The 17,578-nt window shown below is 32.7% G+C and carries 13 protein-coding genes; 8 read left to right on the forward strand and 5 right to left on the reverse strand.

Going from position 1 to position 17,578, the window contains the following annotated elements; genetic code table 11:
- Window positions 1-99 precede the first annotated feature (99 nt).
- The 4 genes from prfB to ACJJVO_RS07155 all read left to right on the forward strand — a co-directional run bounded on the left by prfB (window position 100) and on the right by ACJJVO_RS07155 (window position 4,695).
- Window positions 100-1,204 (forward strand): peptide chain release factor 2 gene (gene prfB / locus ACJJVO_RS07140; protein WP_405572212.1). Its coding sequence is split into 2 segments (ribosomal slippage): window positions 100-162 and window positions 164-1,204, totalling 1,104 coding nucleotides; the frame shifts between segments, so codons are not numbered across the junction.
- A 19-nt stretch (window positions 1,205-1,223) separates the two neighbouring features.
- Window positions 1,224-1,565, forward strand: a complete 342-nt coding sequence (arsC, locus tag ACJJVO_RS07145; protein WP_405572214.1) for an arsenate reductase (glutaredoxin) — start codon at window positions 1,224-1,226, stop codon at window positions 1,563-1,565.
- Between the two features lie 11 nt (window positions 1,566-1,576).
- A complete protein-coding gene (locus tag ACJJVO_RS07150) occupies window positions 1,577-2,047 on the forward strand; it encodes a hypothetical protein (RefSeq protein WP_405572216.1) in 471 nt (156 codons plus the stop codon).
- Between the two features lie 122 nt (window positions 2,048-2,169).
- A complete protein-coding gene (locus ACJJVO_RS07155; protein WP_405572218.1) occupies window positions 2,170-4,695 on the forward strand; it encodes a TonB-dependent receptor domain-containing protein in 2,526 nt (841 codons plus the stop codon).
- Between the two features lie 80 nt (window positions 4,696-4,775).
- Here ACJJVO_RS07155 and ACJJVO_RS07160 read toward each other — a convergent pair whose 3' ends face one another.
- Entirely contained in the window at window positions 4,776-7,367 is a 2,592-nt protein-coding gene (locus ACJJVO_RS07160; RefSeq protein WP_405572220.1) for a zinc-dependent metalloprotease, read from the reverse strand.
- 89 nt (window positions 7,368-7,456) lie between these two features.
- On the reverse strand, window positions 7,457-8,824 hold the full coding sequence (locus ACJJVO_RS07165) for a serine hydrolase (RefSeq protein ID WP_405572222.1): 1,368 nt from the start codon (window positions 8,822-8,824) through the stop codon (window positions 7,457-7,459).
- A 195-nt stretch (window positions 8,825-9,019) separates the two neighbouring features.
- Between ACJJVO_RS07165 and ACJJVO_RS07170 the strand changes: the two genes are divergently transcribed.
- Entirely contained in the window at window positions 9,020-10,894 is a 1,875-nt protein-coding gene (locus ACJJVO_RS07170; protein ID WP_405572224.1) for a DUF294 nucleotidyltransferase-like domain-containing protein, read from the forward strand.
- Between the two features lies 1 nt (window position 10,895).
- Window positions 10,896-11,558, forward strand: coding sequence for a PolC-type DNA polymerase III (locus tag ACJJVO_RS07175; RefSeq protein WP_405572227.1), 663 nt, complete (start codon window positions 10,896-10,898; stop codon window positions 11,556-11,558).
- A gap of 74 nt (window positions 11,559-11,632) precedes the next feature.
- On the opposite strand, the gene ACJJVO_RS07180 is transcribed toward ACJJVO_RS07175, so the two are convergent.
- Together ACJJVO_RS07180 and aceB are read right to left on the reverse strand one after the other, a co-directional pair.
- Complete coding sequence (locus ACJJVO_RS07180; RefSeq protein WP_405572228.1) at window positions 11,633-13,261, reverse strand: isocitrate lyase; 1,629 nt, start codon at window positions 13,259-13,261, stop codon at window positions 11,633-11,635.
- Window positions 13,262-13,345: 84 nt separating this feature from the next.
- A complete protein-coding gene (aceB, locus tag ACJJVO_RS07185; RefSeq protein WP_405572230.1) occupies window positions 13,346-14,944 on the reverse strand; it encodes a malate synthase A in 1,599 nt (532 codons plus the stop codon).
- A gap of 121 nt (window positions 14,945-15,065) precedes the next feature.
- Between aceB and ACJJVO_RS07190 the strand changes: the two genes are divergently transcribed.
- Entirely contained in the window at window positions 15,066-16,544 is a 1,479-nt protein-coding gene (locus ACJJVO_RS07190) for a helix-turn-helix domain-containing protein (protein WP_405572232.1), read from the forward strand.
- On the opposite strand, the gene ACJJVO_RS07195 is transcribed toward ACJJVO_RS07190, so the two are convergent.
- The gene (locus tag ACJJVO_RS07195) at window positions 16,545-17,201 is read right to left on the reverse strand and encodes an HAD family hydrolase (protein ID WP_405572234.1); all 657 of its coding nucleotides are present in this window, start codon (window positions 17,199-17,201) and stop codon (window positions 16,545-16,547) included.
- A gap of 125 nt (window positions 17,202-17,326) precedes the next feature.
- Here ACJJVO_RS07195 and ACJJVO_RS07200 point away from each other — a divergent pair, with 125 nt between their 5' ends.
- A complete protein-coding gene (locus ACJJVO_RS07200) occupies window positions 17,327-17,494 on the forward strand; it encodes a hypothetical protein (protein ID WP_405572235.1) in 168 nt (55 codons plus the stop codon).
- The last annotated feature ends 84 nt before the right edge of the window (window positions 17,495-17,578 follow it).

Below are 17,578 nucleotides of genomic sequence, written 5' to 3' on the forward strand. Positions count from 1 at the left end.
CGTATTTAAGAAGATAAAACTACGGAATTTCTAAAAAACCGATTCAAAATTATGGCACTTTAACAACGCACCTTATATTTGTGCAAAATTCTACAATTTATGATAACATCAGATCAAATAAAAGATCTTAATTCCCGTCTAGACGTACTTAGACAATATCTTTGACTTAGATGCTAAGCTCATAGAAATCGCTAACGAAGAAGAGCAAACTTTTGACCCTAATTTCTGGAATGACTCCAAAGCTGCCGAGTTAGTAATGAAATCTATTCGTGAGAAAAAAAGTTGGGTTAACGATTATAACAATGCCAAATCCCTTTTTGAAGATTTAGAAGTTATTTATGAATTCTATAAAGAAGACGAAGCTCCAATGGAAAACGTTGAAGCACGTTTTGAAACCGCAGTTAATGCGATTGAAAAATTAGAATTCAAAAATATGCTTTCTGAAGAAGGAGATAGCCTTAGTGCTGTACTTCAAATTACAGCTGGTGCAGGCGGAACAGAATCTTGTGATTGGGCAAATATGCTTATGCGTATGTATCTAATGTATGCTGAAAAAAGCGGTTATAAAGTTAGAGAGCTTAACATGCAAGAGGGAGATGTTGCAGGCATAAAAACAGTAACACTAGAAATTGAAGGAGATTTTGCTTTTGGTTGGCTTAAAGGTGAAAACGGAGTACATCGCTTAGTACGTATTTCTCCTTTTGATAGTAATGCAAAACGACATACCAGTTTTGCTTCGGTTTATGTCTATCCTTTAGTAGATGATACTATTGAAATAGATATTAATCCGGCAGATATTGAAATTACAACCGCAAGATCTAGTGGTGCAGGAGGACAGAATGTAAACAAAGTTGAAACCAAAGTTCAGTTATTACATAAGCCATCTGGTATACAAATTCAGTGCTCAGAAACACGATCTCAGCATGATAACCGAACAAGAGCCATGCAAATGCTAAAGTCTCAATTATACGAGATTGAGTTACAAAAACAAATGGCACAACGAGACGATATTGAAGCAGGAAAAATGAAAATTGAATGGGGAAGCCAGATTCGAAATTACGTATTACACCCTTATAAATTGATTAAAGATGTACGTTCTGCTCATGAAACAGGAAATGTAGATGCCGTTTTAGATGGAGACCTAGAACCCTTTTTAAAAGCCTATTTAATGATGATGGGACAAAAAGAAGATTCGGCATTATAATTGTAATAAATTAAAAGATATGATTAAAATATACCACAATCCAAGGTGTTCTAAATCGAGATTAGGATTAGCACTCTTGGAAGAATCGGGAAAAGAATTTGAAATTATAAAATACCTTGAGGATAAATTATCTTCAAAAACCCTTACATCCATTATTTCAAAATTAGGTATAAAACCTATAGATTTAGTTCGTAAAAACGAAGCCATTTGGAAATCTGATTACAAGAATAAAACACTTACAGATCAAGAGCTAATCGAAGCTATGGTAAAACATCCTAAACTTATAGAACGACCAATTGTAATTAATGGAGATAAAGCCGTAATTGGGAGGCCTACAGAAAAAATCTTAGAAATTATATAGACTTAATACATATGAAAAAGTTAGTTATAATAGTTTTCGCCATACTCTTTGGTTTCAATTTACATGCACAAAGGCAACGTGGTAACATGAATGGTATTCCGCAAACAAATAGAGAGCCTACAGAACAAGAAATTGCAAAGCGCGAACGTGAGATGGAAGAGCGTAAGGAAGAATATATTGACAACTTCTTAACTACTCTTGAGGCAGATGAATTTCAAAAACACATTATTAAGCAAAATATAAACAGCTTTTTCGAAGCTAAAATTGCTATTTTAAATACTAAATTCGAACATTATCTTGATCGTGTTAAAGCTATTGAAGATTTAGAAAATACGCATTTTAAAGACCTTGAAGAACTTATTTCAGAAGCAGATATGACCAAAATCAAAGAAATGATTAAAGGTAAATTTGACGAAAAAGAAGTTGCGAAAAAGAAGAAGAAAAAGCGGAAAAACAAAAAAAAGAAAAAAGACAAAGATTAATCTCTATGGATTAAGTTTTATACAATTTTTAACAGATGTCTTTAACAAAAGATTAACCAATTTCAAATGAACTAAAGGTATTTTTGCGAGTCTAAATAGCATCAACCATTTAATCATTTGACATGAAATTACATTACTTAAGTACACTTTTATTAATTTTCACTTTCACCTTTGGCTTTGCTCAAAAAGACGTTAAAATTGAAGGAACTGTTATAGAAGAAGATACTAGTATTCCTTTAGAATACGCTACAGTAGTTGTTAAAACAAAAGCTGACAACAAAATAATTTCTGGTGGTATTACAGATTCCAAAGGAAAATTTAAGCTAGAAGTTCCTGCCGGAACTTATATAGTATCTGTAGAATATATTTCATACAAAACCAAAAACTTTCCAGAACAGACCATTTCAGAAAACATTAATTTAGGGACAATTAGTCTCGCTTTAGATGTTTCAACTTTAAATGAAGTTATGGTGGTTGCAGAACGAACTACCGTAGAAATAAAACTAGACAAAAAAGTCTATAACATTGGTAAAGATTTAACCACAGCTGGAGGAACTGTAAGCGATGCTCTTAACAATGTTCCTTCCGTAACTGTAGATGTAGAAGGAGCCATAAGTCTTAGAGGAAATGAAAATGTACGTATCTTAATTAACGGGAAACCATCTGCCATGGCTGGTTTTGGAGATAGTAACGTGTTGAGCCAATTACCAGCAGAAGCTATTGAGCGCGTAGAAGTTATCACATCACCTTCCGCTAGATATGATGCTGAAGGTACTGCAGGAATTCTAAACATTATTTTAAGACAAAAAGAAACATTAGGCTTTAACGGTTCTGTATCACTCACAGCAGGAAACCCTGATAATTTAGGTGTATCAGCGGCTTTGAATTATCGTAAAGAAAAATATAACCTTTTCTCTAATTTTGGCTGGCGTTATTTTGAAGCACCTCGTAATACATACATAGATGTAGATTATTTTGATACTACGGCTGAAAATGGCGAAATAATTGAACCCACATATAGAAGAATTATAGAAAACCAAAATGTAGATCGAATTAGAAGAAATTATAATACGAATCTTGGAATGGAGTACTTTCTAAATGAATCTTCTTCTATTACTGGTAGTGTCTTTTTTAATTTCGGAACTGACGCAGACGTATCATTAAATAATAGTGAGCGTTTTAATTTTAATATTATTGAAGAAGAAACCCTTAGAAGAGAAAAAGAAACTGAAAAAAGTAATAGCTACCAAATTGCATTGAATTATGCCAAACAATTTGGAGACGATAGTGACCATAAGTTAACTGTAGACTTTCAATTTGAAAATGACAAGGAAGATGCCTACACTTATTTAAATGAAGACTATTTATTTACAACTAACGAAGACCCAGAAGCTTTTCAAATAGAACAAGAATTTACAAACGAAAAACAAAAAGAGTTTTTATTTCAAGCAGATTATGTACTACCTTTAGGTGAGGATTCTCGTTTTGAAGCTGGTTATCGTGGTAGTTTTGAAAATAATATAACAGATTACCTTTTAAAGCAAGAAGATGAAAATACAGGAGTATTACTAGTTAATGAAGATGTATCTAACATATTTGATTATGACGAAAATGTTAATGCAGTTTATACACAATATGGAACTAAACTCGGAAAGTTTTCATTTTTACTAGGATTAAGGTTAGAGCATACTCAGTTAAAAGGAACTATAGACTCTCAATTAACTGAAGCAGAATTGAATGATATTTACGATTTCCCTATAGACACCGATTTTGATAAAAATTATTTAGGCCTATTCCCTACCGTTAACTTAATTTACAATCTAAACACTTCAGAAACAGGAAATGAAGAAAGTATAACACTAGGATTTAATAGAAGAATTAATCGTCCTAGAGGTCGTTACCTTAATCCATTCCCTTCTCGTAATAGTAGAACGAATGTGTGGCAAGGTAATCCTAATTTAGATCCTGCTTTTTCTAGCACATTTGATTTGGGTTATTTAAAACGTTGGGATAAATTCACCTTAACTACCTCTATTTATTATCAACATGAAACTGATTCATTTGAGCGTATTCAAGAAAGTACAGGGCAATCCACAACAGATGGAATAGAAATTATTAGAACCATACCTATCAACCTCTCTACCAACAAACGTACTGGAGCAGAACTTGGTGTAATGTACAGTCCTGAAAAATGGTTAAGATTAAATTCTAGTTTTAATTTCTTTCAATTTGAGACCGAAGGAGAATTTAATGATGAAGATTATGGAGCAAAAAATACCAGTTGGTTTGCAAACTTTAGCTCTAAAGTGACATTACCTCTAGCTATAGATTGGCAAACTAGTGCATTTTATAGAGGAGCAAGACAAGATGCTCAGACAGACGCAGAAGGTATTTTCTCTATAGATTTAGCTTTTAGTAAGGAGATTTTAAACAAAAAAGCAACATTAGCTTTAAATGTTAGAGACCTATTAAATTCTAGAAAATATAAAGCGACTACAACAACAGATACCTATAGCCGTTATAATGAATTTCAATGGAGACAACGACAAGTTAATGTTTCATTCACTTACAGGTTTAACCAACAACTAAATAAACGTGAAAAATCCAATAATCGATCTGGTGGAGATGATATGGATTTTGAAGGTTAAAAAATTGAGTTAATACAAAAAAGCACAAATCGCATTTATTTTTGCCATTTGTGCTTTTTTTATAACATTAAATCTCAGTTTTATTTTACTTCCTTAAGTGCATTATCTATTAATGTGCGCAAGTGTTGCTTATGAGCTTTGCTAGACACATTACCTGTTACCGCTGCCATATTTCTAATTTGCTTCAAATTATATAATGCCATTGATTTTGCATTATTAGTGTAACGACCATTTTGCTTACCTGTAAGCATATCAATAAGCATATTAGTATATGAAATTTGTAAGTTTTGTCTAAACGAATTTACATTACTATAAATGTCCGCTTTAAAAATAGCTGCATTTAAATCAGTCATATATGTAGACAAGGTATATTTATTTCCATATAACTCACTATCTGTAATTCTCTGTAAAGTATTAGGATGTAATATATGTCTTAGTACATTTTGCTGATACGTTAAAACTTGCTGGTGTATTTTTGGATCTTCAGGACCTCTAAAGAAATTATAACCACGTCGTTGCATTGCTAAATCATTATAAAGATCATTTGGTGCACTAAAAGCATCTGGTGAAAATGCGTATGTTTTTAATGCATTCATAGCTCGTTTTTGATCTTCTAAACTCACAGGAGTATAAGGCTGCGTACCTCCGTCTTGCCCTATCATAGCTCTATCTACATAGACACCGCCAATAAATCTAGAAATAACACCAACAGCAGTAGCGCGTTGACCACTTAATAAGTAATAAGCTCGTCTTAACTCTTGATAAGATTGTCCTGATTTAGAAAATTTAGACTTCACTTCATTCATCATACTATCGACTAACTTAATTCTATCAATAGAATAACCTATTTGGTCGTTAGATAAATCACCTACCATGACTCTTGGGTCAATAGCTTTTCCAGGAGAACGCATGTCATCTGCATCATTACCAAATATTAATTCTGGTTCTGTACTCCTATTAAGCAAAGCTACTTTTTCTCCTTCTGATGTAAATGGTGTATAACCAAATTGTATGGCCCAAACATCATAAGGACCAACAGAAGTGTCATAATACTGACCTTGGTCTGCTCTATTATTAGTTAAATTAATCCCAGCATAATCCATTACAGAACCTGTTAAACATTTACCTTCAATAAAATCTTTATCTGCTAATTGTTCTGGTGAAAACAACTGACTCGCCTTCATGTTATGATTAAGACCAAGCGTATGTCCTACCTCATGCATAATTAAAGCTAACATAGCTTCTTTTTTCATACGAGCCATTTCTAATTCAGAACCGCTTGCTGCTTCAACAACAGCTTGGCCAAACATAGTATTCTCGTGCATTACATGGCCAAATGAACATAACACCTTATTCTTTTGTAAATAATCTGTGGCATCAAATTCTACATCAGCTTTTGCTAAATCAAATAATTGATCGTAGAATACTCTATTTGTAAAATGTACGTACTCTAACATAATATCTGCACCAATAATTTCTCCTGTTTTAGGGTTCACAAAACTAGGTCCATAACCTCCAAATGGTGGATTTGGTGAAGACGTCCAACGCAACACATTATAATTTATATCTCCTGCATCCCAATCAGCATCATCTGGTTGTAATTTCACAACCATAGCATTTTTAAATCCGGCTTTTTCAAAAGCTTTATTCCATTCTAAAACCCCTCGTGTAATTGTTTCTCTCCATTCTACTGGTGTAGAATTTTCCATCCACCACGTAATTGGCTTTACAGGTTCTGAAATTGCTGCATTAGGATCTTTCTTTACTAAATTCCAACGATGCACTAAATCTTTATATGGTGCCGAATTTGTAGCCGTTTGGTCATTAACCTGAGTAGTAAAATAACCAACTCTTGGATCATCCAAAAGAATCTCGTAATCATTCTCTGGCATCGCAATTAAACTATGAAATACTTTAATACTCACATTTCTAGCATCTGTTACAGCTTGAGAACCTCCATTTAATACAGACGGTTTTGAGTATACATATTCTACCTCTAGATTTGTATTATCCTCATAGTTTTTAATATTATTAATCTTAGTTTTTGTTTTATCTAAATTACCTAGAGAAAAAGCCATTGGACTAGCACCAGGAAAACGTGGAGGCTTCACTTGAGAAAATGTTTCTTTCAAAAATAAACCATCTGCTTTAATTAAATATAAACCTTCCTTTTTATCGTGTGCTTCTATTTTCACAGTTGCCATAATACCTTCACTCAAATTAGCATCTTTAGATTTAGAAATGGCATTATTAGGATCAAAATAGAAAGATGTATTCTGAGAGACAAATTCAATTTTATCATAGTATTTTTTCACTTTAAAAACCTGAGAGCCTCCATAAGCACCTCTAAATCGACCTGCTTCTACAACTCCGTTTGAAACTTGATTAAAATGAATATACTCCTTACCTATCTGCTCTTCACTAACTACCATCTGTAATGTACCTTTTATAGTATCTCGGTACATTGTAAATAGTCCATCTATTTTTTTACTAGATTTAGTGAGATCTTTAATTGATTTCTCTTTCGATTTTGGCTTAGGCGCAGCCACTTCAGTGTTGTCTTTTTTCTTTTTCTTTTTACGTTGAGCCTCTAAATTTTGAGGAGCTATAAAAGCACACGTTACTATTGCAATAGACAATAGCCTAATGACTTTACGGTTTTCGATTCCCATGATTTATTTTGATTAGTTTGAATTTCAACAAGATATAGAATAATTGATAAATTATTCTCAAAATAAATGTTAAAATCACTACCTAAAGATTACTCAATTTTTAGAGCAGGCATGTTCTGGCCACCTTGATGCAAGGTTAAACTATCTACCTTTCCTGTTTCATCATTATTAAATGTAATACTGGCTTCAACAACTTTTAAAAAGAATTTATTTTCAGCAGAAGGAAAAATTTCAAATTGTGGTTGCCCAGTCGCTTGTAATAAAAGTTGATTATCTTTTCTGGTAATTGTAATTATAAACTCTGGTGCCAATTGATATTTTCCTATATAGATATCTAAAGCCTCATTAGAAATTTCTATAACATCAGGAAATTCAGCTTTCTTTGGTAACTCTAAAGTGACTGGTGCATCTAATAATTTCATACCAACACCATCTACGCTCGATACAGAATTAGTTAAAACTACCACACCTCTATTTGTACCGTTTAAGAATCCTGTAAAAGCTCTATAACCTCCTGTTCCTCCATTATGCCAAGTAATGGTATTGTTATTTCCAAAATGCCAAGCCAATCCTATATTAAAATTTTTACTATCGTCAGTAAAAGCAATTTCATGACTTAACTTCATCGCTTTATTTAACGAAGTGTCATTGGTCGTAATATTGGCTTTTATAAACTTTACCATATCATTAGTTGTAGAACGTATAGCACCTGCTCCTGCTAGAGTATTAATATCCCAATTACTAACGACCTCTAACTGCTCATTATGTCCTAATGCTAAATTTGCATTCATTGTATCGGTAATAGTTATACCAGTCATTGTCATTCCTAATGGTTCTGTTATTCTATTTTTAATTAAATCTTCATAAGTTTTACCTGTATGTAATTCTAAAATATGCCCTAATAAGCCCATTCCTAAATTAGAATATTCATATTGCGTTCCTATTCCTCTTAGCAATTTATAAGAAGTTAAAAAATCGTAAAGTAAGTCTACTGTGTAATCAGCAAAAGGATTGTTGTAATCGGCTGGTTTAAAATTATCTGGCATTCTTGGTAAACCAGATGTATGCGTTGCTAAATCCTTTAATGTTATTTGTTTTCCATTGTACTCAGGTACAGTTACCGCTTTAGGCAAATAGTTTGAAATTGGGTCATCTAACTTCATGTTACCTTTTAAAACCTCATCTGCCAATAAAATGGTCGTAAACACTTTAGAAATGGAACCTATTTCATAAACCGTATATTCATTAACAGCCTTTCCGGTTTTAACTTCGGTTTTACCATAATTGAAATAAGAAACTTGTTCCCCTTCAATATAAGCCAATGCAATACTTGGATTAAAACCTTCATCTACTCTCGCTTTTAAATGTTCTTTTATTTCCTCAGGAATCACTGCCTCTTGAGCAAAACCAAATTGAATAAAAGCTAGAATTGCGAATATTACCGATTTAAATTTCATAGTGTTTTGTAATTAGTTACTTAAGTAGGACGCTATTTATAATCATCTGTTACAAATTAAGGCTTTCTTCCTGTTTTAACTAACGTAAAGTACTAAAAACAATAATTAAAGAGTTTGAATTTGAAGCTATATCATTTTAGCACATATAATATCAAATTGATATTTAATAATTCATTTTTTAACTAACTTGCTAGAATGAACACCATTGCAGAAAGGATATATGATTTTTTAAAAGACTTTCCTCCTTTTAATATGTTAGACAGAAATCAGCTATTCTCTATTTCTGAAGCTGTAGAAGTTGGGTATTTTGAAAAAGACCAAGCTTTATTTAAAATTGACCAACCAATAGAGAATCACTTCTATGTTGTTAAAAATGGCGCCATTGGATTATATACTGATAAAGGAATTATTGTTGACCAATGTGATGAAGGTGACATTTTTGGACTTAGAGCTTTACTTAGAAAAGACAATTATATTTTAGATGCTATTGCTATTGAAGAAAGTATTGTCTATTCAATTTCTTCTGAGTTGTTAGAAGAATACATTACCAGTAATTCTGAAGCTAGTCGGTTTTTAATGACCAGTTTTATTTCAAATACGAAACAATTAGAATCGGATGCTTCAACTATAGTATCAACTGAGTTTACAAGCCTTCAATCTGTAGATTATTCTAAAAACCCAATTACTTGCACTATTGAGACTACCATTCAATCTGCAGCACAAACGATGACAGACAAACGTATTGGTTCTATTGTTATTGAAAAAGATGCTAAACCTATCGGAATTATAACAGATAAGGATTTACGTATAAAAATTGCGACAGGTCGCTTTTCAATTTCAGAATCTGTTTCTAAAATAATGTCATCGCCTGTTATCACCTATCCAGAAAACACAACGGTTGCAGAAGCGCAAATTGCCATGCTTAAACATCAAATAACCCATTTATGTATTACGGAAGATGGCACAGCTAATTCTAAATTAACAGGCATTTTATCTGAACATGATATTATTGTTTTAAGGGAAAACAGCGCTTCATCTTTAGTCAAAGAAATAAAACGAAGTGCAACAGCAGAGCAATTAAAACATATTAGAGCTAAAGCCGAAAAATTATTAAAACGGTATTTAGAACAAGATTTACCTATAGAGTTTGCCGCCAAATTAATCTCAACAATTAACGATGTTATTACTCAAAAAATAATAGACTCAGCGATTAAGCAACAAGACACAAAACCTCCAACAGAATTTACTTGGTTAGCTATTGGAAGTCAAGGTAGACAAGAGCAATTGTTAATGACAGACCAAGATAATGCTTTAGTCTACGAAGATGTTTCTGAAGATAAACAAGAAACGACCAAAACTTATTTTCTAAACTTAGCAAAGCAGATTAATAACGATTTAGAAACTGTAGGTTTTGAATTATGTCCTGCAAATATGATGGGAAGCAATCCTAAATGGTGTTTATCTGTTTCAGAATGGAATCTTCAATTTAATCGATGGATAACATTACCAGACCAAGATAATTTAATGCTTTGTACCATTTTCTTCGATTTTGAACATGTATATGGTAATAAAACACTAATTGAAAAACTATCTCAAAACATTTTTAAAAGTATAGAAAACCATGATATCTTTTTAACCTACTTGGGAAGAAACGCATTGCAAAACCCACCACCTTTAAGCTTTTTTAGACAGTTTTTAGTTGAAGACAATGGTGAGCATAAAAATCAATTTGATATTAAAGCACGTTCCATGATGCCTTTAGTTGATGCTGCTCGATTACTTATTTTATCGCATAACATCAAGTCAATAAATAACACTGTAGAACGCTTTAAAAAACTAGTAGAATTAGAACCACAAAACAAAGACATCTACCTATTTTGTATTGAAGCCTACAAAGACCTTTTGTGGTTTAGGACAGAACAAGGTTTACACAATTCTGATTCCGGAAGATTCATTGATGTGCAATTGTTAAATAAAGTAGATAGGTTGAAATTAAAACGAAGTTTTAAAGCCGTAAAATCAGTGCAAGAGCTTATTCAAACCCGATTTAAACTTTCTCAATTAATGTAATATGGGCTGGTTTAAACGAAAAACGTATCCTGAATTTTGGCAGAATTATAGCGCTCATTTTAAGACACCACAGCAACATGAATTAAAAGATATTCGGTTTATCGTTTTTGATACTGAAACCACAGGACTCCATACCAAAGAAGACCGCATTTTATCTATAGGTTGCGTTGGAATAGAAAATTTTAAAATCAAAATTGCTGACCAATTAGAATCTTATGTGATACAAGAGCATTTTAATGCTGAAACCGTAAAAATTCATGGTTTATTAAAAGCAGGACAATTATCAAAACTTGAAGAAGAGGAAGCCATCATTCAATTTTTAGATTATATAAAAGATGCAGTTTTAGTAGCACATCATGCGGCTTTTGATATTGCTATGATTAATAATGCTTTAAAACGAATACAACTTCCAAAGCTCAAAAATAAAGTATTAGATACAGGACATCTATTTCAAAAAACAAAATTAGATACAGTCAAAGAACATTTTAGTTTAGATGAATTATCTAAACGATTTAATATTCCGCTTCACGATAGACACACAGCTTCTGGTGATGCTTATATTACAGCCATACTATTTTTAAAACTGCTTGTCATTTTAAATAAAAATGATGATTTAACCTTAAAAAGTTTATTGCGTTCTCATAAGAGAATTGGTTTGTTATAAAAAAGACACACTCCATAAAGAATGTGCCTTGACCTAACTAATTTAAAATAAATAATTCAGATTTATTTTACCGTTTAAGCGACGCTTAATTTTTTATTCGTTTTTGTTGTCTTTGAATCTGAGCCAAATTGATTAGACGTATTATTTTCGCCTCCAGCTTTTAAAGCTTTTTCGCCTGCAAAGAATGTTTTGTGGTCATCACCTAAATCAGAACCAGCCATTCTTTGATGTTTTACACAAGACACACTTTTTCTAATTTCTTGTCTTTGCACACCTTTTACGTAAGCTAACATGCCTTCTTCCCCAAAATAACCTTCGGTTAAATCATTCATATGTAATGCTGTTGTATGGTATGTTGGTAATGTAATTAAGTGATGAAAAATACCAGCATCTCTCGCACCATCAACTTGGAATGTTCTTATTTTTTCGTCAGCTCTATGGCATAATTCTGAATGGTCATATTGCGCATCCATTAAATTATTTCTATCGTAAGCCGTCATGTTTTCTCCTTCGGCAAGCATTTCATCGAATACTTGATTACGAAAATTCAACGTCCAGTTAAATGATGGCGAATTATTATACACCAATTTAGCATTTGGTACCACTTCTCTAATTCTATTTACCATGTGCGCAATTTGCTTCACGTTTGGTGTTGGCGTTTCAATCCACAATAAATCCGCTCCGTTTTGTAAGCTTGTAACACAATCTAAAACTACCCTATCAATGTTAGAGCCTTCTTTAAATTTATATAAACCGTTTGCTAATCTAATAGGACGTACCAATTTACCATCGCGCTTTAACAATACCTCATCTTGCTTGGCATCTTCAATAGCAACTTCTTCAGCATCAACAAAAGCTAAATACTGAGAGGCTAAATCTCCAGGTTCTTGACTCACAGGCAACTTTTGTGTTAAACCAGCACCTTCAGAATCTGTTCTTGCCACAATAATTCCGTCTTCTACACCTAATTCTAAAAATGCATAACGTACAGCATTTAACTTCGCTACAAAATCTTCATGAGGAACGGTTACTTTTCCATCTTGATGTCCACATTGCTTCGCATCAGACACTTGGTTTTCAATTTGAATAGCACAAGCGCCAGCCTGAATCATCTTTTTAGCCAATAAATACGTTGCTTCTTCATTTCCGAATCCAGCATCAATATCTGCAATGATTGGAACGATATGTGTTTCAAAATTATCTATTTCATTTTGTACATCTTCTCCATTCTCTAAGCGTCTAAACAAATCATTTAGTTCTATAGCATCTGCCTGACGTAAGAAATCATAAATTTCTTCAATTAGCCCAGAAACAGCCGTTTTCTCATGCATAGACTGGTCTGGCAATGGTCCAAATTCTGAACGTAAAGCAGCTACCATCCAACCAGAAAGATATAAATAACGTTTACTCGTTGTTTTGTGGTGTTTCTTCACTGCAATCATTTTTTGCTGTGCCACAAAACCATGCCAGCAACCTAAAGACTGTGTGTAATTTGAAGAATCGGCATCGTACGCAGCCATATCTTCTCTCATAATTGCAGCTGTATATTTTGCAATGTCTAAACCAGTTCTAAATTGGTTTTGAGCCACCATTCTGGCAGCACTTTCAGGATTAATGGCATTCCATGTTTGTCCGTACTTTGCTTTAAGATTTCTTACGGTTTCTAATGCAGAACGATAGTTACTTTGTCCTAAATTTTTCATAATTTTGTTTTTGATTATTAAGGTTATTCCAAATTTTGATAATTGCGTCTCGTAATCTATTCCAGTAGTTACGAGACATTTTTTTTATATTAATTGATATGCAGAAAGTGTTAAAAACTCTTCAAATTCTTCTTGAGTTACCAATCGCTTAAAAAGTGCAATCGCTTCAGAAAATTTGGTGTCTTTTATTTTTCCTTCTCCTATTTCTCTTATTATTTTTTCGACTTCATCATCAAACAATTCATCAAATAAAGCTTTATTAAAAACTCTACCATCTTCTAAAATCACTTCGTTTTTTAACCATTGCCAAACTTGTGTTCGCGAAATTTCTGCTGTAGCTGCATCTTCCATAAGATTGTAAAGTGCTACTGCTCCATGTCCTCTTAACCAAGCTTCGAGATATAGAATACCAACATTGATATTTTTTCTTATTCCGGCTTCAGTAATCGTTCCTTGAGGAGTTTCTACCAAATCAGCTTCAGTAACAACAACATCTTCACGCTTATTAAAAATTTGATTTGGTGTTGGCATATATTTATCAAACTCTTTCATTGCTACTTCAACTAGTGCAGGATGCGCCACCCAAGTACCATCGTGTCCATTTTTGGCTTCACGTTCTTTATCTACTCGTACTTTTTCGAGCGCAGCTTTATTGGCTTCAGGATTATTTTTAATAGGAATTTGTGCAGCCATTCCTCCCATGGCATGAATACCTCTTTTATGACAACGCTGAATTACCAAATTAGAATAAGCTGCCATAAACGGTGTTGCCATAGTCACTTGGTCTCTGTTTGGTACTACGAAGCCTTTATGATTTCTAAACTTTTTGATGTATGAAAAAATGTAATCCCAACGTCCACAGTTTAAACCTACAATATGGTCTTTAAGCTCATAGATATATTCGTCTAATTGAAAACTTGCTGTAATAGTTTCTATTAATAAGGTCGCTTTAAAAGTCCCGTTTGGAATTTGTAAATAATTTTGAGCAAATTCAAAGACGTCATTCCACCAGCGTGCTTCAAGGTAATGCTCTAATTTAGGCAGATAGAAATACGGTGCAGAACCACTTTCCATTAGTGCAACACTATTATGAAATACATAAAGACCAAAATCAAACAAACTACCAGACATCTCTTCGCCATTTACTAATATATGACGCTCATTTAAGTGCAAACCTCTTGGTCTTACAATAAGGACAGCGATTTCATCATTGAGTTTATAATGCTTTCCTCTGGCTTCGTCAACTAACTCTATGGTTTTTAAATTAGCATCAATTAAGTTTTGTTGCCCTTCTAAAGTGTTTTTCCAACTAGGTGCATTGCTATCTTCAAAATCTGCCATAAATGTTTTGGCTCCAGAATTTAAGGCATTGATTACCATTTTACGGTCTACAGGACCAGTAATCTCCACACGACGGTCTTGTAAATCATCTGGAATTGCAGCTGCTGTCCAATCAGATTCTCTTATAGATTTTGTTTCAATAGGAAAAGATGGAAAGCCACCTTTATCAAAATTAAGTTGCTGTTGTTCTCTTCGTTCTAATAAAGATAAACGCGAAGCATTAAATTTTTCTTGCAATACTGTAAGAAACTCTAGAGCGTCTTCAGTTAAAAGTTTTGGATAGAAATTAGTCACCTCTGGTGCAAATTTCAATTTTTGTTGTGTTGTTACTGAGATTTCCATGCTATAGTTTTATTTGATGAAGCAATGTTACAACCAATTTTTCAAAAAAACAAGCGAACGTTCGCTAAATATTTATTTTCGCTATTCATGTAAGTTCGCAAATTATAGTATATTTGCTATTATGGAACAAGATTATATTAAACTAATATTTGGATTAAAACTGAAGCAAATCCGCACAGACAAAGGGCTTTCGCTTTTTGGATTATCTAAATTATCTGGACTTTCAAAATCATATTTAAACGAAATTGAAAAAGGAAAAAAATATCCTAAGCCAGATAAAATTGCTGCACTTTCTGAACATTTAGACATTCCATATGATGAAATGGTGTCTTTAAAGCTAGATAAAAATCTTGCTCCCATTGGTGAAATACTACAATCTAAGTTACTTAAAGAGATTCCGTTAGAGCTATTTGGGATTCAAGAAAGTACCATGATTGATATTATCTCTAATGCACCAGCAAAAGTGACCGCATTTATTAGTACAATTATTGAAATTGCAAAAAACTACAACTTTAGTAAAGAGAGTTTTTACTTGGCTTCTGTGAGGTCTTACCAAGAAGCGAATAACAATTATTTTGATGATTTAGAACAAGCGGTTTTAAAATTTGCAAAAACCTACCATGTAGACTTATCTAAACCATTAAAATCTGTTGAGCTAGAAGAAATTTTGATTGAAGAATTCGGTTATACTATTAACACCACAGAACTTACTTCGCACACAGAATTAGATAATTTACGTTCTGTATTTGTACCTAAAACGAAAACACTGTTATTAGCCAGACATATAGATGATGCCCAAAAAACATTTATATACGCTAAAGAAATTGCCTATAATTATTTAGAAATAAGTGAGCGACTTTACACCTTCTCTTGGATTAAATTCGAAAATTTTGACCAAGTCTTAAATAATTTTTACGCGTCTTATTTTGCAGGTGCTTTAATTATACCAAGAGCAAGTTTAGTTGCTGATTTGAAAGCTTTATTTTCTAAAAAGTCATTTAAACCTAAAGATTTTGAACGCATTATTAGTAATTACAATGCTTCGCCAGAATCAATATATCAAAGATTAACAAATATCCTAACCAAGGATTTTAATCTTAAAAGTTTATTCTTTTTAAGATTTTCTCATAAAAAAGATTCTAACAACTTTAAACTAAACAAAGAATTACACTTATCTAAACAACAATCTCCACATGCCAATGAAACGAATCAGCATTATTGCAGACGCTGGGTGTCTTTAAAAGTACTCGAGGAAATAAGCAAAAGCAATAAACCGCATGAATTTGATATACAAGTCTCTAATTATCCTAATGAAGGCAAAAACTACTTAGTATTTTCTTCTGCAACAGCAGACCCTTTTGTTGCTAACAGCTATAGAAGTGTAAATATTGGAATCCAAATTAATAGTCAACTTAAACGTAAAATTGCATTTGCTGAGAGCGAATCCATTCCTAAAACACAAGTTGGTGTTACATGTGAGCGTTGTGCAATTAGCGACTGTGATGTTAGACAAGCGCAACCTACTAGCATTATTTCCGCTCAAAAAGACGCAAAAATTGCAGATGTGGTGAATAAAATTCAGGAAAAATACAGTAAATAACTACGAGATAATATTTACTATTTTAGAATAACTAATCTCTTCAAAACTAGAAACCACCTTATTTGCTAAAGAATAATCTTGACCAGAAGAATGTTTACTCTTAAAACCTGTGCAAAAAATTCCGGCTGAATGCGCTGCTTTTATACCATTGGTAGAATCTTCAATTACCATACACTCTGATTTTTTAAAACCAGTAAATTCTGCGGCTTTTAAAAAGATTTCTGGATGCGGTTTGGATTTCTCTAAATCTGCACCACTGAATTTACCACTGAAATATTGATTAAGATCAAAACGTTCAAAAATTTGATGAATTCCTGGCATTGATGCTGAAGAAGCTACTACCAAAGTAACATTGTTAGCATGGTAATCCTTAATTCTGTCTAATACGCCATCTATTAATTGCAAATCACCATTTTCGAAGAAAATTTTATAATGCTTACGCTTTAAGCTCACTAAGTACTCAGGCGTTTCATTTAAAGTAAAATGATCAACTAAACGTTTGGCAATATTTATAGTGGATTGACCTGTAAAGGATTCATATAATTCTTCATCAACGCTAATAGACACATCTTTAAACATTTGATGATAGGCTTTTCTGTGTAATGGTTCTGTATCTACAATGACACCATCCATATCAAATAAAACTGCTCTTAGCATAAATAATTTAATTTATTGCGAAGATAAAAAAGTAAATGGCATTGCAGAACAGAAGAACTAACAATGCCATTAAGTTTATATTAAATTATGCTTAGTTTTACCTCATCTTTATAACTAATTTTAAAATGGCAAAAAAAGGACAAGAAAAAAATACAGCAAACAAAGCAAAACACAGCAAATTAATTGCTCAGAAGAAGAATAAACAAAAATCTAAATCTGAGGAACGAAAAGCGCGCCTTAAAGCCATTGTTGAACTAGCTAAAGCTAAAAAAGACACTTCAGAAAACGGTTAGTCAATTTTACTAGGTTACTACTTTTTTTAACTTTAATACCGGATTACCACTATACAGACCTGAGATAAATCTTGCTAATTAGCA

It is taken from the genome of Winogradskyella sp. Asnod2-B02-A (assembly GCF_045063645.1).
Lineage (GTDB): Bacteria > Bacteroidota > Bacteroidia > Flavobacteriales > Flavobacteriaceae > Winogradskyella.